Consider the following 25,096-nt stretch of genomic DNA (forward strand, 5'->3'; position numbering starts at 1 on the left):
GAAAGAACGTGATGAAGATTGATGCCCGCGAAATTGCCGCACTGACACAAGCCCAGCCCGCCGCCCCCCGCATGGACATGTACGCCAGCATCCACAAGGCGCTGCGCGCCTTCATGGCCGACACGCTGCTGGGCCTGGGCCGCATGGATGTCGAGGACGACCTGGAGTTTGCCCACACCTGCGACCGCGTGATGCAGCTGCTGGACCTGTGCCGCGCCCACCTGCACCACGAGAACCAGTTCGTGCACGCCGCCATGGAGGCGCGCCAGCCCGGATCCAGCCAGAGCATTGCCGGTGAACATGTGGAGCACGAACAGGCCATCGTCGCTTTGGCGGACGGTGTAAACCACCTGATGGCCTGTGCCAAGCCCGCACGAGCTGCAGCCACCCTAGCCCTGTACCGCCAGCTGGCGCTGTTTGTGGCGCACAACTTTGAGCACATGCACGAGGAAGAGACTGCGCACAACCGCGTGCTCTGGCAGTGCTACACCGACGCGGAACTGGCGGGCGTGCACGATGCGCTGGTGGCCTCGATCCCGCCGCAGGAAATGATGGTGGTGGCCCGCTGGATGGTGCCCTACATGTCACCCGCCGAGCGCACGGCCATGCTGTCGGACATGAAGCAGCATGCGCCTGCCCCTGTGCTGGCAGCGGTGCTGGCGCAAGTGCAGCCGCACCTCACGCAGCCTGAGTGGACCAAGCTGATGCGCAGCCTGGGCCTGCCGGTGGTGCCGGGTCTGGTGCACTGACTTTGAGAAATCAGTGGCGTGAAGGCGTCAAGCGTCTTCCAGCACCACGGGGCGCAGCACGCACAGCCGAAAGCGCCCGCGCCCTGTTTTTTCGATGTGGATGTGCGGGCAGTTCTCCTGCAGGCGGCGCTGCAGCAATAGCAGGCGGGCCTCCAGGTTGTCGGCCACATCGGGCAGGCGCAGGGCGGGGTCCAGCCGCAGTTCGCGGTTGGTGAAGTCCACGCGCCCGGTGTGCTGGTGGTCGCGCAGCAGCTTCCAGACAATGGCGCCCGCCACGCCCTTGATCAAATAGTCGTCGTTGATGAACACGCTGTCATTGGCCGCAAAGTGGCGCACCCGCAGCGCGCTGCCGCTAACCGGCGGTGCCGTCGTCGGAGTAGGCAGCGGCTCGGGCGCATCGGGCGCGGCTTGCAGCAGGTCGATGGCGGCGGCCAGCTGGCCCGCAATGGCCACCAGCAGGTCTTCATCCTCGAAACCAAAGCGCATGTCCTCGGGGCTCTCGGCAAACAGCACACCCAGCAGGCGCCCGGCCGACAGCAGCGGCACCGCCACCTGGCTGTGCGGCTCTGGCAGGCCGGGGTAGGGGATGTCCAGGCCGCGCAACGGGGGCGCATCGGGTGTGGCGTGCGCGTCCATGCTTTCGCGGATGGCATGGCTGTACAGGGCGGCGTGCGTCATGTGGCTGATGCGCACCGGCGTGCGCTCGCGCGCAGCCATGCCGATCACTCCCTGACCCAGCCGGATTTCTGAACCCACGCCCGACGTGGCATAGCCGCAGCTGGCCACCGTGTAGAGCTGCTGGGCGCTGGCGTCCAGCATCAGCACCATGGCGTGCTGGATACCCAGCTTGTCCTGCAGGCCCTGCAGCGCGCCTTGCAGCAACTCGTCCAGCCCCGAGCAGCGCGCGATGCTCTCGCTGCACAGGCGCAGCGTGTGCAGCAAGCCAGAACGTGGTGCCGGTGCCGGCAGGCCTTCGCCGGCCACCGATTCGATGCGCTCCACAGCGTAGATGTCGGCCCCTTTGAGTTCAAACACCTCGGCCATGCCCGCATGCGACGCGATGCCCGCCAGCTGCGCGCGCATGCTCTCGAACACCGGGCCACTGTCCTCGGTGCGTTCGTACAGCAGGTGCAGGCGGTAGAAATGGGCGGTGAGCGGGTCCAGCACCAACACCGACGCGCGCGGGTTGCGCAAGATGTTCTGGCGGGTCTTGTTGAAGAACTGGAACGACAGTGCCACATGCCCCGCATCCACATAGACCACCTGCGAGATGTAGGCCACGTTGGGGGTGCCGTCAGGGTCGCAGGTCGCCATGATGGCGGGAATCGCGCCCTCCAGGCAGGGGCGGATGCTGTGCAGGGACGGCGCTGCGGTGCTCATGGCTGCGGTAGGGGGGGTGTGGGTGGTGCGGGCGGCGCACACAGCTCCGCGCCTGCGCGTGGGCCCGGTGTCTGGTCGAACGCGCTGGTGGGCGTGAAGCTCACGGCCACCACATCCTGCAGCGGTGCTGCCAGCATGGCGCCCACATACTGCGGCCCATAACCCACCCGGCCCACCTCCTGCACCATGGACTGCAGGTAGGCCTGCAACACCGGCAGGTCGCCATCAGTGGCCGGGCGCTGCGTGGCCCGGCGGGCCTTGAGCTGCAGCGTCTGGTGGGTGGACGGCACGCTGAAGACCACGGCAATCTCTCCGGTGTGCGCAATGTCCTGCAGCAACTGTTCGGACTGGCTGCGCCGCAGGTACACCGTGACCTCCAGCCCATCGCCGCTGATGCGACTGCCCACGGCCCGCATGATGCTCGGCCGCAGGGCCGCATCGCGTGACGCCACGATGGCCGACACGCCCTTGGCCACCATGGCGATATGGCTGGGGCCGAGCAGCGCGGTCATGCTTTGAAGCGCTTGCGGGTCAGGGCCAGAGCCACCCAGAAGGCCACCACGGTGGTCACCACCAGCACCAGGCCATGGCGCCACGGGTGGGCAGGCCACTGGTCCATGAACAGCGGGCGTACCAGCTCCACGGCATTGGTCAGCGGCAGCCAGTCGGAGATGGCGCGCACGATGGGGGGCAACTGCTCGCGCGGGAAGAACACACCCGAGAGAAACATCATGGGCGTGAGCACCAGTGTGAAGTAGTAAGTGAAGAAGTCATACCCCTTGGCCAGCGCATTGAAGATGAGTGCGATGCTGGAGAACATCACCCCCACGAACAGCAGCACCGGCCAGGCCACCAGCAGCTTGGGGCTGTGGCTGATGGAGAGGGCCAGCATGACGCCCAGGATGGCGGTGACGGTGAACAGCGCCTTGAACGCCGCCCACAGCATTTCGGCCAGCACCACATCGTCGAGGCTCACCGGCGCGTTCATGATGCCGTCCCAGGTCTTTTGCACATGCATGCGCGAGAAGGCCGAGTACAGCGCCTCGAAGCTGGCCGCGTTCATGGCGCTCATGCAGATGGAGCCGCTGGCCAGGAACAGGATGTAGGGCACCTTGGTGTCGCCCGCCGCGCCGCCCACGTTCACCTGCCCCACCAGGGCCCCCATGCCGTAGCCAAAGGCCACCAGCCACATCAGCGGTTCGGCAATGTTGCCCACCAGGCTGGGGATGGCCAGCTTGCGCCAGACCAGCAGGTTGCGCATGAACACGGGCCACCAGCGCACGGACAGGCTGGGCGGGCGCCATACCGACGGCGGGGGTGGGGCCACAGTGGCCACAGAGGGCGGGTGAGCGGTTTGCATCCGCTTATTGTGCGATGTTGGCGGGCGGGCGCACAGTCCCCGATGTGTTCCTGGTCGCCACCTGGGCACGGCCATTGCTTGGGTACCCCTATGTCCACCCACGTCCTGAACCTGCCCGCCGGTGCCAGTGCCCTCTGGCAGAACCGCTTGGGGCTGCTGCTGGAGTCCACGGGCGAGGGGGTGTTTGGCATTGATCTGGCGGGCAACTGCGTGTTCATCAACCGGGCGGGCGCGCAGATGCTGGGCTTTGCGGCCGATGAGGTGATGGGGCGCAACATGCACGCGCTCACCCACCACAGCCACCCCGACGGCAGCCCGTATGCGGACGGCGACTGCCCCATCTTCAATGCGTTCCGCCAGGGTCTGCCCTGTCGTGTGGACACCGAGGTGTTCTGGTGCCGCGATGGCTCGGCGTTTGCCGTGGAGTATTCCAGCCACCCGATTCTTGAAGGTGACCAGGTACAGGGCGCCGTGATCGCTTTTGTGGACATCACCAGCCGCAAGCGTGCCGCCGATGAGCTGCAGCGCGCGCACGATGAACTGGCCCGCGCCAATGACGAGCTGGAGCGCCGAGTGGCCGCGCGCACACAAGAGCTGTCGCAGGCGCTGGCGCAGCTGCGCGAGCTGTCCGCCTACTCGGAGCAGGTGCGCGAGGACGAACGCACCCGCATCGCCCGCGAAGTGCACGACGAGCTGGGCAGCCTGCTGGTGGCGCTGAAGATGGATGTGAACTGGCTGCACAAGCGCCTGGGCGAGCAGGGCGAGCGCACGCCCGAGGCCGCGGGCGACATGCGCACCCAGATGCGCTGCAAGTGCCAGAACATGAGCCGCCTGATCGAAAACGCCGTGGACAACGTGGGCCGCATCATCACCGACCTGCGCCCCAGCATCCTGGACCACCAGGGCCTGTGGGCGGCGCTGGAGTGGCAGGCGCAGGAGTTTGTGCAGTCGGCCGAACTGGAGCTGGCGTGGCAGATGGAGGTGCCCGCCACCCTGCACTTGCCCGAGCCTGCAGCCATCGCTGTGTTCCGCATCTTCCAGGAGATGCTGAGCAATGTGGGCCGCCACGCGCAGGCCAGCGCCATCGACATTGCCATCGACGTGCAGGACGAAATGCTGCAACTGCGCGTACGCGACAACGGCGTGGGCGCCACCCGCCAGGCCCTGGAGGCGCCCACCGCCTATGGCGTGATGGGCATGCGCGAGCGGGCACGGCAGCTTGGGGGGCGGTTGAGCATCACCAGCGAGCCGGGGCAGGGCTCGTGCCTGCAATTGCTGATTCCTCTGGAGCTGTCATGAATTCCGTGGTTCGAGTGTTGATCGGAGATGACCACCGCATCGTGCGGGAGGGGCTCAAGCAGGTGCTGGGCGACCCGGCCAATGGCGCGCCCGAGATCACCGTGGTGGCCGAGGCCATGCAGGGCAGCGAGGTGCTGGAGCAGGTGGCTGCGCTGCAAGGGGCAACGGGAACACCGGGGCTGGACTTGGTGCTGCTGGATATCGCCATGCCGGGCATGGATGGCCTCGAAGTGCTGCAAGCGCTGCGCAAGGCCTGGCCTGCATTGCCAGTGCTGATGCTCAGCACCTACCCCGAGCGGCAATACGCTGTGCGCTGCATCCAGATGGGCGCGGCGGGCTACCTGCACAAAAGCGCCGACCCCGACGACATGGTGGCCGCCGTGCGCAAGGTGGCAGCAGGCGGGCGCTATCTGACGGAGGCGACCGCGCAAGCCCTGGCAGGTGCATTGGAACGCACCGGGGTGGTGCGTGCTGCGCAGCAGGGCACGCCCGCCGGGGTGGATGCGCTCTCCTATCGGGAGCACCAGGTGTTCCGCTTGCTCACTGCCGGGCAGAGCGTGAGCGAAATTGGTGCGCAGCTCAAGCTCGCGCCCAACACGGTGAGCACCTACCGCGCCCGCATCCTCGAAAAGACCGGCGCGCGCAACGACGTGGAGCTGGCGCTGCTGGCGCGTGGCGCACCGGCAGAGTGAATTCGGCGCGTTGCACGACCGATTTGTAGTGCTGGCCCTACACGCTGTAGACCCAACACCCACGAATTCATGACAGCGGGCCGGCACCGGCAAAACTGGCCCGCGCTTTGCGTAACGCCTGGCACCAACTTCTACGAGGTGTGCCATGTCCGAATTCTTCTCGCCCTACGATGCCGACCGCCCGTTGATGCTGAAATGCAGCTGTGGCCGCGACCACACGGTGGCCGACCACCATGCCGAGGTGTCTGCCGATGCGGCGGCCGCCACCCTGCGCCAGCGCAGCATGACAAGCGAGTTCGAGGCCTACAGCAACGAGTTCATCGAGGCCACGCTGGTCAAGGCCATTTTTCCGCAAGATGCGGTGCGCCGCCGCTTCCTGAAGGCCGTGGGCAAAAGTACGGCCATGGCGGCCATCGCCAGCGTGCTGCCGGTGGCCAGCATGCAGGCCATGGCGCAAGAGAAACAGGGCGCGCTGGAAAAGACCAACCTCAAGATCGGCTTCATCCCGATCACCTGCGCCACGCCGCTGATCATGGCCCATCCGCTGGGCTTCTACAGCAAGCAGGGTCTGAATGTGGAAGTGACCAAGACGGCAGGCTGGGCCCTGATCCGCGACAAGATGATCAACAAGGAGTACGACGCCACGCACTTCCTGTCGCCCATGCCGCTCGCGATCTCCATGGGCCTGGGCTCCAACGCCACACCGATGAACGTGGCCACCATCCAGAACGTGAATGGCCAGGCCATCACGCTGAGCCTCAAGCACAAGGACAACCGCGACCCTAAGAACTGGAAGGGCTTCAAGTTCGCGATTCCCTTCGAGTACAGCATGCACAACTTCCTGCTGCGCTACTACCTGGCTGAGGCGGGCTTGAACCCCGACACCGATGTGCAGCTGCGTGTGGTGCCGCCCGCCGAGATGGTGGCCAATCTGCGTGCGGGCAATATCGACGGCTTCCTCGGCCCCGATCCGTTCAACCAGCGTGCCGTGTTCGAGGAAGTCGGCTTCATCCACCTGCTCACCAAGGACCTGTGGAACGGCCACCCCTGCTGCGCCTTCGGCACCAGCACCGAGTTCATTCAGAAGAACCCCAATACCTTCGCGGCGCTGTACCGTGCGGTGCTCACCTCGGCCGCCATGGCGCGCGACCCCAAGAACCGCGAGTTGATCGCCAAGGTGATTGCGCCCCAGGCCTACCTGAACCAGCCCGAGGCAGTGATCAATCAAGTGCTCACCGGTAAGTTCGCAGACGGCCTGGGCAAGATCCAGAACGTGCCCGACCGCGCGGACTTCGACCCCATGCCTTGGCAGAGCATGGCCGTGTGGATGCTCACGCAGATGCAGCGCTGGGGCTACATCAAGGGCGATGTGGACTACAAGCAGATCGCGGAAAAGGTGTTCCTCATCACCGACGCGAAAAAGCAGATGAAGGCGCTGGACCAGAAGGTGCCAGAGGGCGCGTACCCCAAGTTCAAGATCATGGGGCGCGAGTTCGATGCGGCGAAGGCGGCCGAGTACGCCAAGAGCTTCCCCATCCGCAAGGCGGCATGACATGACTCCCGCCAAGAACCTCAACCTGCGCGCGGGCCTGTTGTCCGTGCTCATCTTCCTGGCCCTGCTGGGGATCTGGTACATCGCCACCGCTTCTTCGGGCGCGGGCAACAGCACGGCCGGCATGACCGCCGAGCAGATCGAGTACGCCAAGATGATGGGCAAGGACCCAGGCGCCAGCGCCAAGGGCAGTGGCTTCCCCTCACTGGCAGAGATGGGCCGTACCGTGTGGGGGCACGTGTCCAACCCGTTCTATGACAACGGCCCCAACGACAAGGGCATCGCTATCCAGCTCGCGCATTCGCTGGGCCGGGTCGCGCTAGGGTTCGGCCTGGCCTGCTTGGTGGCGATACCGCTCGGTTTCGTCATCGGCATGTCGCCGCTGCTGCGCCGTGCGTTCGACCCGTTCATTCAGGTGCTCAAGCCCATCAGCCCGCTGGCGTGGATGCCGCTTGCGCTCTACACCATCAAGGACTCATCCATCTCGGGCATTTTCGTGATCTTCATCTGCTCGGTGTGGCCCATGCTGGTGAACACGGCGTTTGGCGTGGCATCGGTCAAGCGCGAGTGGCTCAACGTGTCGGCCACGCTGCAGGTCAACCCGCTGCGCAAGGCCTTCCTGGTGATCTTGCCCGCCGCAGCGCCCACCATCCTCACGGGCATGCGCATCAGCATGGGCATCGCCTGGCTGGTGATCGTGGCGGCCGAGATGCTGGTGGGCGGCACGGGGATTGGCTACTTCGTGTGGAACGAGTGGAACAACCTGTCGCTCACCAACGTGATCTTTGCCATCCTGGTGATTGGCGTGGTGGGCATGTTGCTCGACCTGGCCTTCGGCCAGCTGCAGAAGGTGGTGACCTATGTGGAGTGATGTCGCCCAGCGCCCGGCTGTTCCAGCCGCTCTTGCCACTGACGCCCCGCAACGAAAGGCCTCTGCTGTGACCCAAGGCTTCCTCCAGATCGACCGGCTGAGCAAAGCCTTTGTGCCCGCCAAGCCCGTGTTTGCCGATGTGTCGTTCACGCTCGACAAGGGCGAGTTCGTCTGCATCATCGGCCACTCGGGCTGCGGCAAGACCACCATCCTGAACGTGCTGGCGGGGCTGGACACCGCCACCTTGGGCACCGTCATCATGGACGGGCGCGAAGTGGCCGGCCCCAGTCTGGATCGGGGCGTGGTGTTCCAGAGCCACGCGCTCATGCCCTGGCTCACGGTGCGCCAGAACATCGCGTTTGCCGTGAAGTCGCGCTGGCCCGACTGGAAGAAGAGCCAGGTGGATGCGCATGTGGAGAAGTTCGTGGCGCTGGTGGGCCTGAGCCCTGCCATCGACAAGAAGCCGTCGCAACTCTCAGGCGGCATGAAGCAGCGCGTGGGCATTGCGCGCGCGTTCTCCATCCAGCCGAAGATGCTGCTGCTGGATGAACCCTTCGGCGCACTCGATGCGCTCACGCGCGGCACCATCCAGGACGAGCTGATGGCCATCGTGCGCCAGACGCAGCAGACGGTCTTCATGATCACGCACGATGTGGACGAAGCCATCTTGCTGGCGGACCGCATCCTGCTCATGAGCAACGGCAACGAGACGCCCGAGGGCTACCGCCCCGGCGGCATCGCCGAGGTGGTGGTGAACCCGCTGCCACGCGAACGTACGCGCACCAGCCTGCACCACCTGGACGGCTACTACGCGCTGCGCAACCACATCGTGGACTTTCTCGTCACCCGAGCCAAAGCCCACTGATTTCCTGAATAACCCAGCACTGTCGTGTTGCCCCTTGGGGGGGCAGGGAGTGCTGCACCCTGAAGTTCCTGTTCCCTGTTCCAAAACCCATCCCACCGAAGGAGCCATCACCATGAACCGCAACGACGTTACCGAAAAGATCATCAGCACCAAGGTCGCCAAGGGCCTGCAATGGGAGGCCATTGCCAAGAAGGTCGGCCAGTCCAAGGAATGGACCACGGCCCTGTGCCTGGGCCAGATGACGGCCACGCCCGAGCAGGCCAAGATCGTGGGCAAGATCTTCGGCCTCACGGCCGAAGAGCAGAAGTGGCTGCAGGTGGTGCCCTACAAGGGCTCGCTGCCCACGCCCGTGCCCACCGATCCGCTGATCTACCGCTGGTACGAGGTGGTGAGTGTGTACGGCACCACCATCAAGGAGCTGATCCACGAAGAGTTTGGCGACGGCATCATGAGCGCCATCGACTTCAGCATGGACATCCAGCGCGAAGCCAACCCCAATGGCGACCGTGTCAACGTGGTCCTGTCCGGCAAGTTCCTGCCGTATAAACAGTACTAACCCCCTGAGTCGCTTCGCGCCTTCCCCCTTTCTCTCGAATTGCTGCGCAATTCGGGAAGGGGGACACCGCCAGCGCCCGCCAGCGAAGCGCCGCCTGTGCGGCTTGGCGGCCCTTGCGCGGCGGTCGCAGGTATAGGCCGTGCTCGTTATGCCGGCGTGGGTCTAGGCATCGCACCGAGTGGGGTAACCAAGACGGTCAGAGCACCTTGACCGCCCGGCCGATGAACTGGATGGGCCCCGTGGGCTTGCCAATCGGCGAGCCCGTGGGCGGTTCCAGCGTCAGCTCGAACAACTGGTTGGGCTGCAGCGGCGGCAGCTTGTCCAGCGGGATCTGCAGGGGCTGACCGGGCTGCACCAGGCCCAGCGATACGGGGCCGCTCCAGCCGTCGGCCTTGGTCCAGAACTCCAGGGCCTTGTCGGCCGGTACTTCGGCCATACCCAGCGGAATCAGGCTGATCTCCCGGGGCGAGCTGGCCTGCACCACCCAGCCCGGGGCCTTGTCATGCGGCGCGACCAGCACCACCATGAACTGCGGCGGCGCGGCCACTGGGGCGGTGCGGGTGACGAGCACTGCCGCGAGCACCGCTGCCATGGCAAAGCCCGAGCCGGCGAGGGCACGCCACAGGCCCAGGTGGTCCCACCAGCGCACGGATGGCTTGCGCTCGGTTTTTGCGCGGGGTTGGGAGGTAACGGACGTCGCAGCCGGCTGTGCGCTGGTGGCCTGCAGCGACTGGTCGATGCGCGCCCACAAGGCGGCGGGCGGTGCAATGGGCTCTGCCAGCTGGGTCAGCGGCAGCAGGCGGGCTTCCCACTCGGCCACCGCCTGTTGCAGTGCTTGGTCACCGTGCAGACGTTGCTGCACGGACTGGCGTTCGGCAGCGGGCAGGGTGCCCAGCACGTACTCGCCAGCCAGCACGCTCAGGTCTTCCGGCGAGGGGGTGGACGGTGTGTTGCGCACGTCGGTCATGCCATGCACTCCCGCAGCGAAACCAGGCTGCGCCGGATCCACGCCTTGACGGTGCCCAGCGGGGCGCCGAGGCGCTCCGCAATTTCGCCATGCGAGCAGCCGTCCACATAGGCGTGCAGCACGCAGTTGCGGCGCGCGGGGTCCAGGGCCTCCAGGCAATGCTGCAGGCGGCCCAGGCTGGCGTTCAGCGCAAAGGTTTCCTCGACCTCATGGTGGGCCTGCACAGACATGTCGGCCTCCAGGGCTTGTTTGGTGGTGTCGTCCACATCAACGTGGCGGCCCGCGTCGCGAACGGCGTTCAGGGCCAGATTGCGCACCACGCTGTAGATCCAGCCGCGTGCGCTGCCCCGGCGCAGGTCGTAGCTGGCGGCGCGGGTCCAGATGTTCACGCAGGCATCGTGCACGATGTCCTCGGCCAGGGCCCGCTGGCGCACGATGCGCAGCGCAACGCCCAGTAGCCGCGCGCCCTCCTGTTGGTACAGGCGGTGCATGGCCTGCCGGTCGCCCGCTGCGCAGGCGGCCAGAGCGGCTTCGTAGTCAAAATCGCCAGGGGTGTCGGGCACGGTGTGCAGGCAGCGGGGCCTAGTCTAAAGAGTGGGCGCATCGTAGCCGCAAACCCGCCACAGCCTGGCGGTAGCCCCCGCTGGGCAGGGGATTGCGTGTGCGTGGTTTACGCGGCCTTCCAGAAGATGTAGTCGGCCTGGTACTTCACGATCTGGCGCTCGCCCTTGTGGGCGGTGGTGCAGGCAGCAGCGGGTGCCACGCCACCCTTCAAGGCCACGCGCTGGATGAAGGTCACGCCGGTCATGGCGCCCGAACCCATGGCGGGGTTGGCCTTGACGAGCTGGTAGGGCAGGTTACCCGTGCCCGAGGGCGCCACGGCCAGCTGGGTGGCTGTCAGCTTGGACCCATCGCTCGACTCCCAGGTGGCCGGCGGGCCGTAGTAGGTGCCCACTTGTTTGCCGCTGCGGTCATTCAGCACGGCCTTGGGGCCCACGAACACCCATTCGGTCTGGCCGGGCATGTTGGCCTTGTCGCGGCATTCGTAGGTGATCTCGCCCACGCCCACGGTTTCCATCGCCACCTTGTTGCCAGCCGGCACCTTGATGCTGTCGGGCAGGCTGTCCTGCGAATACATGGATTTGGAGGACGACGACATCATCGAACCGCAGGCGCTCAGCAGCACGGCGGCGGCAATGGCGCCCGTCAGGGGGAGCAGGCGGGAGATGGGGGACGTGTGGATGGTCATGGCGTTTCTCTGGTCTGTGGGTTGATAGGACAGCAGCAACAAGATGCGCTGCTGTAGGTACTACCCACGAAAACGCCGTTTGGATGCAGTGGATGCCAAAAATTTTTTGCCGGTGCCAGCCCGGGCCCGAGGCTGCCTCAATGCAGGGTCAGTGGCCGGGTGGTGGTCTTGACCCGCACCACGGCCGCCCGGTGCTCATAGGGGGCCACCGGTTGACCCAGGATGGCGGCCGCCAGCGTGCGCGCCTGCCGGGCAATCGGTTCGATGTAGCGGCTGCACTGCCCGTCGATGCTGATGCAATCGCCCAGTGCATGGATGCGGGATACGCTGGTTTGCAGCGTGCCTGCGTCCACCGCAATGCCATGGGTCCAGTCAAGCCCTGCACTCTGCGCCAGGCGGTGGGGGGGCAGCAGGCCTGCAGCCACCACCACTTCGTCCGCCGCAAAACGCCGCCCGCTGGTGGTGGAGACGCGGTAGCGCGAGCCCACGCGTTCCACCTGCTCCACCTGCAGACCGCCTTCAAAGCGGATGGACAGGTCTTTCCAGGCGTCCAGCAGCTGCGGGCCCGCCTGCTGGTCGTGCCAGCGCGCCAGCGGCTCGGTGGCCGTGTCCAGCAGCGTGATGTGGTGGCCGCCCAGGGCCAGGTCGTTGGCCAGCTCACTGCCGACCAGGCCCGCGCCGATGATGAGCACGTCCTTGGGCTGGTCGCCCAGGTGCTGGCGCAGGCGCTGGTAGGCGTCCAGGTGGTTGATGCGCCAGCACAGGCTGGCGGGCAAGCCCGGAGGCAAGGCGGCCTGCGCACCGTGGGCCAGCACCAGGTGGCCGTAGCGCAGCACGCCCCGCGTGGTGCGCAGTTGGTGGGTGTCGGCGCAGATGCGCACGGCATGGGTGTGGGCCAGCAGGGTGACGCCCAGGCGGTGCGCCGCATCGCGACCGGTTTCGGACACCAGGGCCAGCGGGTCCAGCTGGCGCGCCATGGCCACCGACAGCAAAGGCTTGTCGTACCGGTCGCCCGCGCAGGCCGTCACCAGGGTGATGGGCAGCGTGGCGCTGTGTTGGCGCAGGGTTTCGGCCAGTTGCCAGCCTGCACGGCCCGCGCCGACGATGACCACTCCCGGCTCGCCACGCACGCGCAGGGAGGCGGCTGGCGCTGCGCTGGCCTGCGCCCGCAGCGCCTCCAGCGTGGGGGCTTCGCACGGAGAAAAATCGGCCTTGGTCACGCCGCACAAGGGGCAGGCCCAGTCCTCGGGTATGTCCGCCAGCCGCGTGCCGGGCGGCAGGCCGCCATCGGGGTCGCCGTCGGCCTCGTGGTAGACGTAGCCGCAGGCGTTGCAGATGTAGCTTTGCCAGGGCGCCTGGGGGGCCGCGTCGGCAAACGCATCGCACAGCGCCTGCGATGCCGCGCTCAACACGAACTCGGAGGCAACCGACGGCGTGGTGGCGGTGGGGAAGGCGGGCGTCATGCAGGCATCTCCTCGGTGCTGAGCCGGGCGATCTCCTTGCGCAGGTGCTTGATGGCGGGCGTGACGATGGCCACAAAGTGCGACTCGCGCACGCGCCGCTGTACGTCCGAGCTCATCAGGTAGCCGCGCGCGCCCTGGTGCATCAGGGCCGACTGGGCGGCGCGCAGGCACAGCTCCGCGCCATGGGCACGGGCGTCCAGCACGTCGATGAAGAAGTCGGTGCTCGTGTCGAACGGGGTCTGGGCCAGTTGCATGACGCGTGCAGTCAGTGCATCCAGTTCGGCCTGCAGCGCGTCGGGCCGGTCTTCCAGGAACTGGTTGACATGGCCCAGTTGGGCCTCCACCGCCCACATCGAGTCGATGGCGCCCTGGGTGATGCCCACGGCCATGCCACATTGCAGCATCACAAACGCAGCGCGGATGCGGGCGATGAAAGGCCGGGTGGGGTCGGCCATGGTGTCGGCCGTGCCGATGAAATGGTCATTGAGCCGCAGCGCATAGGTGCCCGTGCCCTCCATGGCGGAGAAGCTGGGGCATTCGCGCATCTCCACGCCCGGTGCGTCGCAGCGCAGCAGGAACATCACCTCGCGCTGGCTGGCCGCACCGTCGGCCTCCACCACCGCCGCAATCGCGCCGCAGTAGTGGTCGGGCCCCAGGTTGCTCACCCAGGGCAGGGTGCCGTTGACGAGGTAGCCGCCCTCCACCGGCGTGGCCTTGAGCAGCAGGCTTTCGATCTGCGCGTAGCTCTTCATGGGGTTGGACAGCGCCGTGCCGCCCCTGCCTGCGCCGCTGGCGTGGCGCTGCAGCACATCGCCCATCAGCGCGGGGTTGCCCGACTGCTGCAGGTACAGCCCACACACCGCCTGGCACCACATCATGAAGCCGGTAGCGCCGCACACGCGCGAGGCCTCGGCCATGGCGCGGATGGCCAGGCCGTAGTCGGCCGGGCCGGCCGTGCTGTCCAGGTGCGCGCTCATCGCGCCCACGGCGGCCAGCTGCTGCAGCTCGGCGCAGGGGTAGTAGCCGGTGCGGTCAATCGCCTCCACCTGCGCGGCCAGCGGGCCCTGGGCAATCTCGCGCACGGCGGCCAGCAGCGCATCGCCCCGCAGGGCGCCGTCCAGGTTGAGTTGGGGGGGGAGGTCGGCGGGATTCATGGGGCTCCTTGGGTGCGCAGGGCGGGCTCGGTTGCGGGGCTGTTTAGTCCGCGAGGCTGATCTCGAAGGGGATGGGGTTGCGCATGCTGTTGGCCACGGGCGAGTAGAAGTTGGCGTGCTGCACGATCTCGTCCAGTACCTCGCGCGGTGCATCGCCCTCCACCAGCACCTTCACGCGGATCGCCTGAAAGCCCATCTCCGGCGGCGTCTTCTGCAATGCGCCACCCGCACCCCAGGCGGCGGGGTTGCCGATGTCGCCTTCCATGAAGACCTCGATCTTGCTGAGCTTGACCTGCTTCCAGGTGGCCACGGCCGTGATGCCCACGGCCAGGCAGCCGCCCAGGCCCGACAGCACGATCTCGCCGGGCGCAGGTGCCGTGTCCTGACCGAACAGGTGCAGAGGCTCGTCCACCACCACCGGCGCATGGTTGCCCACATAGCTCAGCGAGCGGTACTGCCCCTCCATCACCGTATGGACCTTGTTGGTACCCCGGCTGGCAGGGTTGTTGCGGCCCTTGTCGGCAAAGGCCATCAGCCCGTCGCGGTCGATGGGGCGCAGGTGCGTGTGCACGGTGGTGACGGGGGCAGATGGTTCCAGCAGATCGGTGGACATGGTGTTCCTTGGAGAAAGAGAAGGGAATGCAAAAAAGAAGGACAGGGTTCGCAGCGGGCCACGCCCGCTGCAACAACGCACAGGGCTCAGGCCGCCAGCGCCAGCGCAGGCTTTTTGGGGAACTTGACTAGCGGCAGCCCGCTTTCAATCGGCAGCTTGTCGTCGCGCGACCATTCGTTCCACGAGCCGAAGTACATGCGCACATCGGCAAAGCCCGCCTGCTTGAGCGCGAGGAAGGTGTTGGACGCACGCGCGCCTTTAAAACAGTACAGATACACCGTGTCCGCAGGGCTGATGCCCGCCGTGGCGCATTCAGCGCGCACTTCGTCGGGCGACTTGAACACCGGGCCTTGGGGCGAGGGCTTCATGAAGCGGTACCACTCCAGCCACTTGGCACCGGGCAGGCGGCCTTTTCGCGGCGCAAAGTCCTTGCCATAAGGGCTGGAGCTGTCGCCAATCCACTCGTCCACATCGCGCACGTCCAGCAGCACGGTGTCGGTGCCCAGGGCCTCGATCACATCCTCCTTGGTCAGCATCACGTCGGTGGTGGCCAGCTGGGTGGGGAAGATGGCGGGTGTGGGCACCACGGCCTCGGTGGACGTGGGCAGCTCTGCCGCCTTCCAGGCCGAGTAGCCGCCATTGAGTACCTTGACCTTGGGGTAGCCCAGCCAGGTCAGCAGGTAGTAGCCCCGGCACGACTGGCCGTAGCCGCTGTTGAGCGCGTCTTCATAGAACACGGCCGTCTCGGCGCCCGACAGGCCGATGGCGCCCAGGTGCGCGGCAAAGGTGTCTTTCAGTTCCTGCAGCCCCTGGGGCGTGGAGGTGGCGAGATACGTGAAGGTCTCGCGCAGGTTCACCGCGCCGGGGATGTGCCCCAGCGCATAGGTGTCGGCGTCGCGGGTGTCGATCAGCACCACAGGCTCTGCGGCTTGCAGGGCCAACAACTGGGTGGGCGAGATGAGGACGGCGTCGGAGGCGGATGCGGTAGGGGTGCTCATGACAAAACCTTTCGATGCGGAGGTGGGCGGGATGCCTTTCCTCCTTATTGCAACAGGTGTGCCAGAGCTTGTGAATGCAAAGAAATTTGAATGAAATAGGCTGCTAGCGCTGATTGGTAAAGCGCTGGAAGCTATTGATTTGATAGTATTTTGTGCCGACTATCACCAGAGCGCAGCCTGTCCAACGCGGACGCTGAACACTGTGTCTACAAATTGTTGACACAGTGTTGGGCGTCACTTCAAGCCTGCTTTGCGCAGCCGGTAAGCGAACTGCCGCAGCGTCAACCCCAGGCTCTGCGCCGCGCGCGACTGGTTGCCGTGGTGTTCGACCAGCGCGGCCTGCAGCACCTGAACGCTGTGGGACTGGGCCGAGGCGTAGTCGCGCACCAGCGGTGCTGCGGCGATAGGGGTAGACGGCATCTCGGCCTGAATCTGCTGAACGGGCGCCGGTGCGGGTGGCAAAACCACAGCCGCAGCGGGCAGAAACCGGTCCAGCTCGCCACGCGTTACCAGCGTGTCATTGGTCAGCAGCACCAGGCGTTCGATCACATTGCCCAGCTCGCGGATGTTGCCGGGCCAGGGGTGTTCTTCCAGCCGCGCCAGCGCGTCGGGCGAGAGGTTCACGTTGCGCTGGTGCGCCTGGTTGGCGCGGCTCACAAAGTGCAGCGCCAGCGCGCGGATGTCTTCACGCCGCTCGGCCAGCGAGGGCAGATGGATCGGAATCACGTGCAGGCGGTAGTACAGGTCCTGCCGAAAGCGGCCGGCCTCCACATCGGCCGCCAGGTCGCGGTGGGTGGCCGCCACCAGGCGCACGTTGACCTTGACCTCGCGCTGCCCGCCCAGGCGCACCAGCGTGCCCTCCTGCAGCGTGCGCAGCAGCTTGGACTGCAGGGCCAGCGGCAGCTCGCCAATCTCATCAAGAAAGATGGTGCCGCTGTCAGCCTGCTCAAACCAGCCCGCGCGGGCTGTGCTGGCGCCGGTGAACGCGCCTTTCTCGTAGCCAAACAGTTCGGATTCGAACAGCGCGTCCGGAATGGCCGAGCAGTTGACCTTGATGAAGGGCCGGTCGCGCCGCCCGCTGGCCAGGTGCACGGCGCGTGCGAACAGCTCCTTGCCCGTGCCCGACTGGCCCAGCAGCAGCACGGTGGCCTGGGTTTGCGACACGCGCTCCAGCTCGCTCAACGCCTGCAGCAGCGGTGGCGAACTGCCAATGAGCCCGTAGCGCGCGCTTTTGGTGTTGAGCGCGTTGGCCAGCACGGCATTGCGCGCCTCCAGCTGCCGCGTCTGGTCGGCCACCAGGGCTTCGAGCTGCAGCAGCTGCCCCACCAGCGTGGCCAGCACGCGCAGCACGGCCAGGTCGTCGTTCAGGTGGCGCTGGCGGCTGCGGATGCGGTGGCAGGCCAGCACGCCGATGGGCGCGTTGTTGACCTCGATCGGCAGGGCGATGAAGGCCACTGTCTCGGGCGGCAGCTGGTGGCGCGCCACCACGCGGCCCAGGAACAGCGGTTCGGCGTCGATGTCCTGCACGATGGCTGGCTGCCCCGTGGCCAGCACGCGGCCCGTGATGCCCTCGCCCCAGGCATAGCGGCCCCGCGCCACCTCGGCCTGGGTGAGGCCGTAGGCGTGCTGGATGGAGGCGGTGCGGGGTGCTCCTGCTTCAGGGGTGGCACCGTCCACCAGCACGATGCGCCCCCGGTTCAGGCCGAGCAGCTCGCTCATCAGGTGCAGCATCTCGCGCAGCACCAGGCCGGGCGCCAGGCTGCGGCCGATGAGGCGCATCACCTCGCGCATCAGCAGCAGCTCCTGGGCGTGCCAGTCGGTGGGGCTGTGCGAGCGGGCCGTGCTGGAAGGGGAGGGCATGGGCGGTGGGGGCATGTCAGGGCGATTGCAAGTTCTGCGCCCGGGTGCATTAAAGTCGCCTGCGTCCCGCCATTTACCGACTTTTTCACCTTCTCGAAAGCCCCCACCATGACCACCCTCGGAACCCCTCTGTCCCCCCATGCCACCAAAGTCATGCTGCTGGGCTCGGGCGAGCTGGGCAAGGAGGTGCTGATCGCGCTGCAGCGCCTGGGGGTGGAAACCATTGCCGTGGACCGCTACGACAACGCCCCCGGCCAGCAAGTGGCCCACCACGCGCGCACCATCACCATGAGCGACCCGGCCCAGCTCAAGGCCCTGATCGAAGCCGAACGGCCCCACCTGGTGGTGCCCGAGATCGAAGCCATCGCCACCCCCATGCTCGAAGAGCTGGAAGCCGCGGGCACCGTGCGCGTGATCCCCACCGCCCGCGCCGCGCGCCTGACCATGGACCGCGAAGGCATCCGCGTGCTGGCTGCCGAGACGCTGGGCCTGCCCACCAGCCCTTACAAATTCTGCAATTCGCTGGAAGAACTGCAGGCCGCGATTGATGCAGGCATCGGCTACCCCTGCATCGTCAAGCCCGTGATGAGCAGCTCGGGCAAGGGCCAGAGCAAGATCGACGGCCCAGACGACGTGAAGAAGGCCTGGGACTACGCCATGGCCGGTGGCCGCGTGAGCCACGGCCGCGTGATCATCGAGGGCTTCATCGACTTTGACTACGAGATCACCCAGCTCACTGTGCGGTCGGTGGGCACCGACGGCCAAATCACCACCAGCTTCTGCGACCCCATCGGCCATGTGCAAGTGAGTGGCGATTATGTGGAAAGCTGGCAGCCCCACCCCATGCACCCGGCCGCACTCGAGAAGTCGCGCCAGATCGCCAAGGCCGTCACCGACAACCTGGGCGGCCAGGGGTTGTTTGGCGTGGAGCTGTTCGTGAAAGGCGAGAACGTGTGGTTTAGCGAGGTGAGCCCCCGCCCGCACGACACGGGCCTGGTCACGCTGTGCACCCAGCACCAGAGCGAGTTTGAGCTGCACGCCCGCGCCATCCTGGGCCTGCCTGTGGACACCAGTCTGCGCAACCCCGGCGCCAGTGCCGTCATCTACGGCGGTGTGGAAGCCCAGGGCATCGTGTTCGACGGCGTGGAAGAAGCCCTGCGCGTGCCCGGCACCGATCTGCGCCTGTTCGGCAAGCCCGAGAGTTTTGTAAAGCGCCGCATGGGCGTCGCGCTGGCGCGGGCTGAGAATGTGGACACGGCGCGTGCGAACGCCAAGCTGGCGGCGAGCAAGGTCAGGCCCCGCGTGGCCTGATAGTCTGCGGCCGCAGTTGCGGCGGGCCGGTGCGACGACGGCGCTTCTGAAGGAGAACCCCCTGTGAGCCTGAGTGCGCGGATCCTGTGGCTGGTACTGGCAGCCTCTTTGTTGCCTGTGCCGGCCCTGGTGTGGCTGCTGCTGGAGTTCCGGGTGACCACCACCGGACAGGCGCGCGACCGGCTGGTGGCCCGGGCAGGCATCATTGCCAGCGACCTGGACGACAAGATCGCTGGTACCGGGCAACTCCTGTTTGGCCTTGGGCGCGTCCCCCTGCTGGCAGCGGGCGACAAGGCCGCCTGCTCTGATTTCCTGGCAGATGTCCTCAAGGAACATCCTCAGTACACCGGCATCCTCACCATCCAGCCCGATGGCTCCCTGTTCTGTGATTCGCTGCGCAGTGGCCGTACGCTGGACCTCCGGGACCGCAGTTACTTTCAGCGTGCGCTGACAGCCTCCGGGCCGGTGCTGGAAGCGGTCATAGGCCGCCTGACGGGCAAGGGGGTGCTGCAGGTGGCGTATCCGGTGCGCGATGCGGGAGGCGCGTTGCGCTTCATCCTGCTGGCCTCGCTCGACATGCAGGACTACGGGCAGGCCACAGTGCATGCACAGCGCTATGAGCGTATGCATCTGCAGGTATGGAATGCCGACGGTTCGGTGGTCATGGACTTCCGGCGGCCGGAGGTGGCGCCGCTGACCCTGGGGGACGCCGAACGCACTTTCATGTTGCAAGCAGTCGAAGGGCATGCCGTGATGGAGGGGGCCGATGGCGTGCGTCGCGTCTGGGTGCGCGCCCAGTTGCCGCGCGCACAGGGCTCGGATCTGCGTCTGGCCCTGGCCGTGCCCGAGGACGACCTGCGTGGCCCGGTGGAGCGCCAGTTCCGGCGCGCACTGCTGGGGGTGCTGGCGCTGGCGGTCATCGTGTTCGTTGCTGCTTTTCTGTTGGTGGAATTTGCAGTGCGCCGCCATGCCATGCGCGCCATACGTGCCATTGGCCGCATGGATGCTGGCAACTACGCCGAACCCATTGGTACACCCTATCCACCGGGAGAGCTGGGGCAGGTGGCCCGGGCACTGGACCGGATGGCGGAGTCCCTGCTGCGCCAGCAGCAGTCCATCGCGCTGCACAGGGAGACGCTGGAGCGCCAGGCGCGGCGAGACCCCCTGACCGACTTGGCCAACCGCTACAGCCTCACGGAGCGGCTGGACGCAGCGTTGGACCGGGCGCGGGAGCAGGGCCACTGCGTGGCCGTTCTGGCCATGGACCTGGACCGGTTCAAAGGGGTGAATGACAGCCTGGGCCATGCCCGGGGCGATGCCTTGCTCAAGGAGGTGGCGGCCAGGTTGCAGGGTTGTGTGCGTCCTGGCGATGTGGTGGCCCGGCCGGGTGGGGATGAGTTTGTGGTGGTGCTGCCCGACCTGCCGGACCCGGCGGTGGTGGAGCCCATGGCGCGGCGCATTGTGCGGGCGCTGACCCTGCCTGTGGAGACCGGCACGTCCAGCTGGTTGCTGGGCACCAGCCTGGGCATTGCGGTCTTCCCGCAGGATGGGGACTCTGGCGACCTGTTGTTGCGCAATGCAGACGTGGCCATGTACGACGCCAAGGACCTGGGTGGGAATCGGCTGGCTTTCTTCAGCCCGCACATGACGGAGGTGTTGACGGAGCGCCTGCGGGTGGAGGCGGGCCTGCGCCATGCCATCGAGCACGACGGGCTGCGCCTGCACTATCAGCCCATCATGGATGCGCGGACGGGGCGCGTGTCGTCGGTGGAGGCGCTGGTGCGGTGGGCGGACCCGGAGCGTGGGCTGGTGTCTCCGCTGCAGTTCATCGGCATTGCGGAAGAAACGGGGCTGATCGTGCCCCTGGGCGAATGGGTGCTGAACGAGGCCTGCGCGCAGGCACGCCGGTGGCTGGATGCCGGTTGGGGGGAGATCCCGGTGGCGGTGAATCTCTCGGCCCGTCAGTTTCAGGAGCCCGAGCTGGACCAGGTGGTGGCCCGCGCCCTGCAAAGCACCGGGTGCCCACCCCGGTTGCTGCAATTGGAGATCACTGAAAGCTCGATCATGGAGCCCGGGGAGGAGGCCCTGCAGACCATGCAGCGCCTCACCGCGCTGGGGGTGCAGCTGGCCATCGACGACTTCGGCACCGGCTATTCGTCACTGAGCCAGCTCAAGCGGTTTCCGGTGCGCAAGCTCAAGATCGACCGCTCTTTCGTCAGCGACCTGGGGAGCAATGACCGGGGCGAAGCACTGGTGGACGCCATCGTGGCCCTGGCGCAAAAGTTGGGCCTGCGCACGGTGGCCGAGGGCGTGGAAACCGAGCATCAGGCACAGTGGCTGACCCGGCTGGGGTGCGACGAACTGCAGGGCTATCTGTTCTCGCAGCCTTGCGGACCGCAAGCCCTCGAAGGCTGGTGGCAGGGGCGGGTGGCAGGCCGTTCCGCCGGCCCTATTCCCGGATCTGCCGCCCCGTGAGCTTGAGGAACAGGTCTTCCAGATTGGCTGGCCGGTGCAGCGTGCGCAGGTGGCCGTGTGCGGCCAAGGCCTGCAGCAGTGGCTGGGCGTTCTGGGTGTAGAAAAACACGGTCTCGCCGCTGATTTCCACGCGGGCGGCCAGGGCGCGCAGCGCGGTGTCTTCGGCCATCTGGACGGCCCCCACGCCGAACACCTCCACCACATCCGGCTCCAGGTGCTGGGCGATCAGTTCGCGCGGGCGGCCTTCGGCAATCTTGCGGCCGTGGTCCAGCACCAGCAGGCGCGAGCACAGGCGCTCGGCCTCGTCCATGAAGTGGGTGGTCAGCAGGATCGACTTGCCTTGCTGCAGCAGCAGTTGCAGCCGCTCCCACATCAGGTGGCGGGCTTGCGGGTCCAGGCCGGTGGTGGGCTCGTCCAGCAGCAGCAGGCGCGGGTTGTTGACCAGCGCGCGCGCCAGCGAGAGGCGCCGCTTCATGCCGCCCGACAGCTCGCCCGGCTTGGCGTCGGCCTTGTGGGTGAGGGCCGCGAACTCCAGCAACTGGGGCACACGCTCGTCCATCACCGGGCCCTTCAGGCCGAAGTAGCGGCCGAATACGCGCAGGTTTTCGGCGCAGGTGAAGTCCGGGTCGAGGGTGTCAAACTGCGTGACCACACCCAGCTGCGCCTTGATGGCCAGCGCATCGCGGGGCATCAGCAGCGGGGCCGTGCCGGGCTGGGGCGTGAAATGCACTTCGCCCCCGTCTGGCGACGCCAGGCCCAGGCACATGCGGATGGTGGTGGTCTTGCCCGCGCCGTTGGGGCCGATGACCCCCAGGCATTCGCCGGGAGCAATGGCGAAGGACACGTCGTCCACCACCGTGGTCTCGCCATAACGTTTGCGCAGGTGCAGGGCTTCAAAAAGTGCGGTCATGGAGGGATTGTGTGCGACGAGTGCGTCCGTGGTGCTTGGGGGCGGATTTTTGCGAGAATCTGCCGCAGGCGCTAGTGGGTATTGCGCCTGATGCTATCAAAACAGGACTGCTTGCCTCAGTCCGCCGCGACCAGCCGCCCCCGGCCCGCCGTCTTGGCTGCATAGAGGGCACCGTCGGCACGGGCCATCAGTTCGGCCAAGCCAGCTTCGCCCGGCTGCAGCACGGCCATCCCGGCGCTGTAGTCCAGCGCAAAGCCCAGCTCGGCCACACTGGCTGCGTGCAGGCGCCTGCGCAGTCGCCGGTCCAGGGCCAGTCCGGCGGGCTCGCTGTTGTGCAACAGCAGCACACCAAACTCCTCGCCACCCAGGCGCCCGACCAGATCGCCGCTGCGGCAGGTGTCGCCCAGCAGTCGGGCAAACAGTTGCAGGGCGCGGTCCCCGGCCTCGTGGCCATGGGTGTCGTTGACCTGCTTGAAGTGGTCCAGGTCCAGCATCATTGCCGTCATGGGCAACTGGTGGCGTGCGGCGTGTGCCAGCAGGCTGCTGCCTTGGGTGGTGAAGCCTCGCCGGTTGAGTACGCCGGTGAGGCCATCGGTCATCGCCAGCGTGCGCAGCTTGTGTTCTGCCTCCGACCGCCACGCCACCAGCAGGGCGACGGTGCCCAGCACCAGGCTCACATTGGTGGCCACAGCAGCTGCCAGGTTGACGGGATGGGGCGTGCGAAAGCTCGGGTACTGGTCGGTGAAGGCTCCCAGCATGCCCCGCGCCAGCGTGAAAGCGGCCGACGTCAGCAGGCAGCCCATCAGCAGGCTGCGCCAGCGCAGGTTGGCCTCCACCACGGGCGCCAGGGTGGCGCGCGCAACGATGCACAAAATAGTGGCCATCAAAAAGTTGGCCCAGCCCACGCGCCAGGCGTAGTGCCCAAAACCCAGGGTGTAGCCCAGCGGGGCGGCAATCACCAACACCAGCAGCACGCGGCGCAAGGGGCGGGGGCCCAGCCACTCCTCCAGCGCCCGGTACAGCATCCACTGCGCGGCCGCGTTGCAGGCAATCGACAGGGTGGAGAGGGCCTGGTCCCACAGGGTGGCCGAGGCGATGATGGTCGACCAGGCCACCGCCTGCAGCAGCATGCTGGCCTGCATGTTGCGGGCCGCGCGGCTCACGTCCCGGCCCATGATCAGCGGCAGCGCGGCCGAGATCATGAACAGGTTGGCCGCCATGACCGTCATGAGGGTGAGGAAATCCAGTGGCATGCGCAGCGGCCTCGGGCCTGTCGTTTACTGAAATGCGACCTCGGCAAAGCTGCGCAGCTTGCGGCTGTGCAGGCGGTCCACGCCGCCGTTGCGCAGGATCTCGATGGCGCGCATTCCGATGCGCAGGTGCTGGTCCACCCGCTCGCGGTAGAAGTGGTTGGCCATGCCGGGCAGCTTGATCTCGCCATGCAGGGGTTTGTCGCTTACACACAGCAAGGTGCCATAGGGCACGCGGAAGCGGAAGCCGTTGGCGGCGATGGTGGCGCTTTCCATGTCCAGCGCCACGGCGCGGCTCTGGCTGAAGCGGCGCTGCGGCGTGTTGTCGGGCAGCAGCTCCCAGTTGCGGTTGTCGGTGCTGGCCACGGTGCCGGTGCGCATCACGCGCTTGAGGTCTGCGCCGCTGATCTGTGTGACATCGGCCACCGCCTGCTGCAGCGCCAGCTGGATTTCGGCCAGCGCCGGGATGGGCACCCACAGCGGCAGGTCTTCGTCCAGCACATGGTCCTCGCGCACGTAGGCGTGGGCCAGCACATAGTCGCCCAGTTGCTGGCTGTTGCGCAGGCCCGCACAGTGGCCCAGCATCATCCAGGCATGGGGGCGCAGCACAGCGATGTGGTCGGTGATGGTCTTGGCGTTGGCGGGGCCTACACCGATGTTGACCATGGTGATGCCGCTGCTGTCTGCGCGCACGAGGTGGTAGCCGGGCATTTGCGGCAAGCGCGGCGGGGCTACGCCCAGTTCGTCGCCGGGCTGGGCACTCAATCCCACGCGGCGGGTGACCACGTTGCCCGGCTCGATGAAGGCGATGTATTCACTGTCGGGCTTGGCCATCTCGGCGTGGCCCAGGCGCACAAATTCGTCGATGTAGAACTGGTAATTCGTGAACAGCACGAAGTTCTGGAACCACTCGGGCGCCGTGCCCGTGTAGTGGCGCAGGCGGTGCAGCGAGTAGTCCACGCGCGGCGCGGTGAACAGCGACAGCGGCTGCGCCTCGCCTGGGCGGGCCTGCCAGGTGCCGTTGGCGATGCCGTCGTCCATGGCAGCCAGGTCGGGCAGGTCGAACACGTCGCGCATCAGCATGCGGCGCTCGGGCGTCAGCGTGCCCTCGATGTGGTCATGCTCGGCAAACGAAAAATGGATCGGAATGGGGTGGGCGCTGGTGCCCACTTCCAGCTCCACGTTGTGGCTGGCGCGCAGCAGGCGAAACTGCTCGGCGTAGTAGTGAGCGAACAGGTCGGGCCGGGTGAGGGTGGTTTCGTAGCGCCCTGGGCCTTCCACAAAACCATAGGCCAGCTTGGTGTCGGCCCGCGCCACGGTGGTGGTGTGCACCCGTACAAAGGGGTAGAACGCGCGCACGGCGCCTTCGGGCGTTTCGCCCGCCACAAAACGCTGCATGGCGTCGCGCAGGTGGCCAATCTGTTGCTGGTAAATGCGCTGCACCTGGGCCAGTGCGTCGGCCGGGTCGGTGTGGCGGGTGGGGGCGATGAAGTCGGGGATGAGGGGCATGCCCCTATTGTCC

At 66.8% G+C, this 25,096-nt stretch carries 23 protein-coding genes; 9 read left to right on the plus strand and 14 right to left on the minus strand.

From position 1 onward, the window contains the following. Window positions 1-11: 11 nt before the first annotated feature. Complete coding sequence (locus ACT89O_RS03195; protein WP_431151721.1) at window positions 12-749, plus strand: hemerythrin domain-containing protein; 738 nt, start codon at window positions 12-14, stop codon at window positions 747-749. 27 nt (window positions 750-776) lie between these two features. On the opposite strand, the gene ACT89O_RS03200 is transcribed toward ACT89O_RS03195, so the two are convergent. The 3 genes from ACT89O_RS03200 to ACT89O_RS03210 are packed head-to-tail and all read right to left on the minus strand — an operon-like array spanning window position 777 to window position 3,489. Continuing rightward, window positions 777-2,129, minus strand: a complete 1,353-nt coding sequence (locus ACT89O_RS03200; protein WP_487261796.1) for a GAF domain-containing protein — start codon at window positions 2,127-2,129, stop codon at window positions 777-779. Next, window positions 2,126-2,641 carry a hypothetical protein gene (locus ACT89O_RS03205; RefSeq protein ID WP_487261797.1) on the minus strand — a complete coding sequence of 172 codons (516 nt, stop codon included), beginning with the start codon at window positions 2,639-2,641 and terminating at the stop codon, window positions 2,126-2,128. Before ACT89O_RS03205 ends, ACT89O_RS03200 begins: the two co-directional genes overlap by 4 nt. After that, the gene (locus ACT89O_RS03210; RefSeq protein ID WP_487261798.1) at window positions 2,638-3,489 is read right to left on the minus strand and encodes an ABC transporter permease; all 852 of its coding nucleotides are present in this window, start codon (window positions 3,487-3,489) and stop codon (window positions 2,638-2,640) included. The genes ACT89O_RS03205 and ACT89O_RS03210 overlap by 4 nt, the downstream gene beginning before the upstream one ends. Before the next feature lie 90 nt (window positions 3,490-3,579). Between ACT89O_RS03210 and ACT89O_RS03215 the strand changes: the two genes are divergently transcribed. From ACT89O_RS03215 to cynS, 6 genes are all read left to right on the plus strand, one after another. Then, window positions 3,580-4,788, plus strand: coding sequence for a sensor histidine kinase (locus ACT89O_RS03215; RefSeq protein WP_487261799.1), 1,209 nt, complete (start codon window positions 3,580-3,582; stop codon window positions 4,786-4,788). Then, complete coding sequence (locus tag ACT89O_RS03220) at window positions 4,785-5,480, plus strand: response regulator (protein ID WP_487261800.1); 696 nt, start codon at window positions 4,785-4,787, stop codon at window positions 5,478-5,480. Before ACT89O_RS03215 ends, ACT89O_RS03220 begins: the two co-directional genes overlap by 4 nt. 145 nt (window positions 5,481-5,625) lie before the next feature. Further along, window positions 5,626-7,032, plus strand: a complete 1,407-nt coding sequence (locus tag ACT89O_RS03225; RefSeq protein WP_487261801.1) for a CmpA/NrtA family ABC transporter substrate-binding protein — start codon at window positions 5,626-5,628, stop codon at window positions 7,030-7,032. Between the two features lies 1 nt (window position 7,033). Continuing rightward, complete coding sequence (gene ntrB / locus ACT89O_RS03230; RefSeq protein ID WP_099731375.1) at window positions 7,034-7,903, plus strand: nitrate ABC transporter permease; 870 nt, start codon at window positions 7,034-7,036, stop codon at window positions 7,901-7,903. Next, window positions 7,893-8,768 carry an ABC transporter ATP-binding protein gene (locus tag ACT89O_RS03235; protein WP_487261802.1) on the plus strand — a complete coding sequence of 292 codons (876 nt, stop codon included), beginning with the start codon at window positions 7,893-7,895 and terminating at the stop codon, window positions 8,766-8,768. The genes ntrB and ACT89O_RS03235 overlap by 11 nt, the downstream gene beginning before the upstream one ends. Before the next feature lie 112 nt (window positions 8,769-8,880). Then, window positions 8,881-9,324 carry a cyanase gene (cynS, locus tag ACT89O_RS03240; RefSeq protein WP_008905293.1) on the plus strand — a complete coding sequence of 148 codons (444 nt, stop codon included), beginning with the start codon at window positions 8,881-8,883 and terminating at the stop codon, window positions 9,322-9,324. 196 nt (window positions 9,325-9,520) lie between these two features. Here cynS and ACT89O_RS03245 read toward each other — a convergent pair whose 3' ends face one another. From ACT89O_RS03245 to ACT89O_RS03280, 8 genes are all read right to left on the minus strand, one after another. Next, window positions 9,521-10,291 (minus strand): anti-sigma factor, encoded by a 771-nt coding sequence (locus ACT89O_RS03245; protein ID WP_487261803.1) that lies wholly within the window; start codon window positions 10,289-10,291, stop codon window positions 9,521-9,523. Next, complete coding sequence (locus ACT89O_RS03250; RefSeq protein ID WP_487261804.1) at window positions 10,288-10,854, minus strand: sigma-70 family RNA polymerase sigma factor; 567 nt, start codon at window positions 10,852-10,854, stop codon at window positions 10,288-10,290. The genes ACT89O_RS03245 and ACT89O_RS03250 overlap by 4 nt, the downstream gene beginning before the upstream one ends. Before the next feature lie 107 nt (window positions 10,855-10,961). Beyond that, complete coding sequence (locus tag ACT89O_RS03255) at window positions 10,962-11,540, minus strand: DUF3455 domain-containing protein (RefSeq protein ID WP_487261805.1); 579 nt, start codon at window positions 11,538-11,540, stop codon at window positions 10,962-10,964. A gap of 137 nt (window positions 11,541-11,677) precedes the next feature. Next, a complete protein-coding gene (locus ACT89O_RS03260; RefSeq protein ID WP_487261806.1) occupies window positions 11,678-13,003 on the minus strand; it encodes an FAD-dependent oxidoreductase in 1,326 nt (441 codons plus the stop codon). Continuing rightward, on the minus strand, window positions 13,000-14,157 hold the full coding sequence (locus tag ACT89O_RS03265; protein ID WP_487261807.1) for an acyl-CoA dehydrogenase family protein: 1,158 nt from the start codon (window positions 14,155-14,157) through the stop codon (window positions 13,000-13,002). Before ACT89O_RS03265 ends, ACT89O_RS03260 begins: the two co-directional genes overlap by 4 nt. Window positions 14,158-14,200: 43 nt before the next feature. Next, complete coding sequence (locus tag ACT89O_RS03270) at window positions 14,201-14,770, minus strand: OsmC family protein (RefSeq protein WP_008905298.1); 570 nt, start codon at window positions 14,768-14,770, stop codon at window positions 14,201-14,203. Between the two features lie 86 nt (window positions 14,771-14,856). Continuing rightward, the gene (locus ACT89O_RS03275) at window positions 14,857-15,768 is read right to left on the minus strand and encodes a sulfurtransferase (RefSeq protein ID WP_228897485.1); all 912 of its coding nucleotides are present in this window, start codon (window positions 15,766-15,768) and stop codon (window positions 14,857-14,859) included. Between the two features lie 234 nt (window positions 15,769-16,002). Beyond that, window positions 16,003-17,628 (minus strand): sigma-54 interaction domain-containing protein, encoded by a 1,626-nt coding sequence (locus ACT89O_RS03280; RefSeq protein ID WP_487261808.1) that lies wholly within the window; start codon window positions 17,626-17,628, stop codon window positions 16,003-16,005. A gap of 108 nt (window positions 17,629-17,736) precedes the next feature. Between ACT89O_RS03280 and purT the strand changes: the two genes are divergently transcribed. Further along, window positions 17,737-18,939, plus strand: a complete 1,203-nt coding sequence (purT, locus tag ACT89O_RS03285; protein WP_487261809.1) for a formate-dependent phosphoribosylglycinamide formyltransferase — start codon at window positions 17,737-17,739, stop codon at window positions 18,937-18,939. Between the two features lie 63 nt (window positions 18,940-19,002). Then, on the plus strand, window positions 19,003-21,414 hold the full coding sequence (locus tag ACT89O_RS03290; RefSeq protein ID WP_487261810.1) for a putative bifunctional diguanylate cyclase/phosphodiesterase: 2,412 nt from the start codon (window positions 19,003-19,005) through the stop codon (window positions 21,412-21,414). Here the strand turns inward: ACT89O_RS03290 and ACT89O_RS03295 are convergent. From ACT89O_RS03295 to ACT89O_RS03305, 3 genes are all read right to left on the minus strand, one after another. Then, complete coding sequence (locus ACT89O_RS03295) at window positions 21,389-22,324, minus strand: ATP-binding cassette domain-containing protein (RefSeq protein WP_056745575.1); 936 nt, start codon at window positions 22,322-22,324, stop codon at window positions 21,389-21,391. The genes ACT89O_RS03290 and ACT89O_RS03295 overlap by 26 nt on opposite strands. Window positions 22,325-22,440: 116 nt before the next feature. Beyond that, the gene (locus ACT89O_RS03300) at window positions 22,441-23,577 is read right to left on the minus strand and encodes a GGDEF domain-containing protein (RefSeq protein WP_487261811.1); all 1,137 of its coding nucleotides are present in this window, start codon (window positions 23,575-23,577) and stop codon (window positions 22,441-22,443) included. Between the two features lie 24 nt (window positions 23,578-23,601). Then, window positions 23,602-25,083: an AMP nucleosidase gene (locus ACT89O_RS03305; protein WP_176888171.1), complete on the minus strand. Its 1,482-nt coding sequence runs from the start codon at window positions 25,081-25,083 to the stop codon at window positions 23,602-23,604. Window positions 25,084-25,096 lie beyond the last annotated feature (13 nt).

The organism is Acidovorax sp. NN32 (genome assembly GCF_057597245.1).

Coding starts and splice junctions, on each gene's coding strand:
- ACT89O_RS03195 (WP_431151721.1), top strand. CDS start 12: ATGAAGATTGATGCCCGCGAAATTGCCGCACTGACACAAGCCCAGCCC.
- ACT89O_RS03200 (WP_487261796.1), bottom strand. CDS start 2,129: ATGAGCACCGCAGCGCCGTCCCTGCACAGCATCCGCCCCTGCCTGGAG.
- ACT89O_RS03205 (WP_487261797.1), bottom strand. CDS start 2,641: ATGACCGCGCTGCTCGGCCCCAGCCATATCGCCATGGTGGCCAAGGGC.
- ACT89O_RS03210 (WP_487261798.1), bottom strand. CDS start 3,489: ATGCAAACCGCTCACCCGCCCTCTGTGGCCACTGTGGCCCCACCCCCG.
- ACT89O_RS03215 (WP_487261799.1), top strand. CDS start 3,580: ATGTCCACCCACGTCCTGAACCTGCCCGCCGGTGCCAGTGCCCTCTGG.
- ACT89O_RS03220 (WP_487261800.1), top strand. CDS start 4,785: ATGAATTCCGTGGTTCGAGTGTTGATCGGAGATGACCACCGCATCGTG.
- ACT89O_RS03225 (WP_487261801.1), top strand. CDS start 5,626: ATGTCCGAATTCTTCTCGCCCTACGATGCCGACCGCCCGTTGATGCTG.
- ntrB (WP_099731375.1), top strand. CDS start 7,034: ATGACTCCCGCCAAGAACCTCAACCTGCGCGCGGGCCTGTTGTCCGTG.
- ACT89O_RS03235 (WP_487261802.1), top strand. CDS start 7,893: ATGTGGAGTGATGTCGCCCAGCGCCCGGCTGTTCCAGCCGCTCTTGCC.
- cynS (WP_008905293.1), top strand. CDS start 8,881: ATGAACCGCAACGACGTTACCGAAAAGATCATCAGCACCAAGGTCGCC.
- ACT89O_RS03245 (WP_487261803.1), bottom strand. CDS start 10,291: ATGACCGACGTGCGCAACACACCGTCCACCCCCTCGCCGGAAGACCTG.
- ACT89O_RS03255 (WP_487261805.1), bottom strand. CDS start 11,540: ATGACCATCCACACGTCCCCCATCTCCCGCCTGCTCCCCCTGACGGGC.
- ACT89O_RS03260 (WP_487261806.1), bottom strand. CDS start 13,003: ATGACGCCCGCCTTCCCCACCGCCACCACGCCGTCGGTTGCCTCCGAG.
- ACT89O_RS03265 (WP_487261807.1), bottom strand. CDS start 14,157: ATGAATCCCGCCGACCTCCCCCCCCAACTCAACCTGGACGGCGCCCTG.
- ACT89O_RS03270 (WP_008905298.1), bottom strand. CDS start 14,770: ATGTCCACCGATCTGCTGGAACCATCTGCCCCCGTCACCACCGTGCAC.
- ACT89O_RS03275 (WP_228897485.1), bottom strand. CDS start 15,768: ATGAGCACCCCTACCGCATCCGCCTCCGACGCCGTCCTCATCTCGCCC.
- ACT89O_RS03280 (WP_487261808.1), bottom strand. CDS start 17,628: ATGCCCTCCCCTTCCAGCACGGCCCGCTCGCACAGCCCCACCGACTGG.
- purT (WP_487261809.1), top strand. CDS start 17,737: ATGACCACCCTCGGAACCCCTCTGTCCCCCCATGCCACCAAAGTCATG.
- ACT89O_RS03295 (WP_056745575.1), bottom strand. CDS start 22,324: ATGACCGCACTTTTTGAAGCCCTGCACCTGCGCAAACGTTATGGCGAG.
- ACT89O_RS03300 (WP_487261811.1), bottom strand. CDS start 23,577: ATGCCACTGGATTTCCTCACCCTCATGACGGTCATGGCGGCCAACCTG.
- ACT89O_RS03305 (WP_176888171.1), bottom strand. CDS start 25,083: ATGCCCCTCATCCCCGACTTCATCGCCCCCACCCGCCACACCGACCCG.